This is a genomic window from Holdemanella sp., from assembly GCF_056804935.1.
Genome location: NZ_DBMEXE010000149.1, coordinates 1 through 877 on the forward strand (window position 1 = coordinate 1; position 877 = coordinate 877).

The 877-nt window shown below is 30.9% G+C and carries 1 protein-coding gene; it reads left to right on the forward strand.

Annotation, left to right across the window (positions count from 1 at the left end; genetic code table 11):
- Positions 1 to 68 precede the first annotated feature (68 nt).
- Positions 69 to 877 (forward strand): DUF4299 family protein (locus tag ACZQCL_RS07095; protein ID WP_489711300.1); only part of this gene is annotated, 809 nt, incomplete at its 3' end.

The following is an 877-nucleotide window of genomic DNA, read 5'->3' on the forward strand; positions in this document are numbered from 1 at the left end:
TAAATTCTGTACACATGTTTCATTACCTCACTTACAGGTAAATTGTACAAGTCTATTTGACATTAATGATGTCTATATCCTGTTTTATTAAATGTGTCTTTCGTAGAAAAAAATTTATAATCGATGATTTAGTTAAACTGTCTCACTTATCTTTTGGGGTTATGGATGAAAATTGTCAATTAATTCCGAATCAGATAGGGGATCATACAATCTTATTTGATCACAAATATCTTCAAAGAGGAATTGAAATATATATTCAAAATCATGATATTTGTTTGAATTTAAGTCTTCCTACAAGTATGGATGAAATTCAATTGTTTTATTATTTAGTGAAAGTATATTGTGAATATATGGATACTGATGAATTTGTGAAAGACGATTGGCTAATGAATATAAAGGATATCGATTTGCAGATGGTGTATGATAAAAGAACGAGCGCCGATGCACTTATGGACTTGAAGAGTAAACTATCGGATCATAAGTATTTTGAAATCTTTGGCATTCTTCATCCAATTTCAATTGGGGAAAATGAATTGAATGATTTTGGTACAGATTTAGATTTGTTTGGTCAATATCTACATAATCAACAAGCTTTGGATGCATATTATGCCACGCCAAGAATCTATAATGTACATGGTAGAAGAATTGGTATGTATGCATTAGGAGCGAATATATTAACGATTCTTCCGGTAGAGCCATATGTGGTATTGAATCAAATTGAGGGAATAGAAGAGTGGTATGTATTTATGAATGACAGCCTTGTGAAGTATCGTGATTTAATGAGCTTCATTAAAAAGTTTGATTATTATGATGCCAATCATAGAATGGTATGTTTATCGAAAGAAGAGATTTCAGAGGCTTTAAATACGCTCGCTAT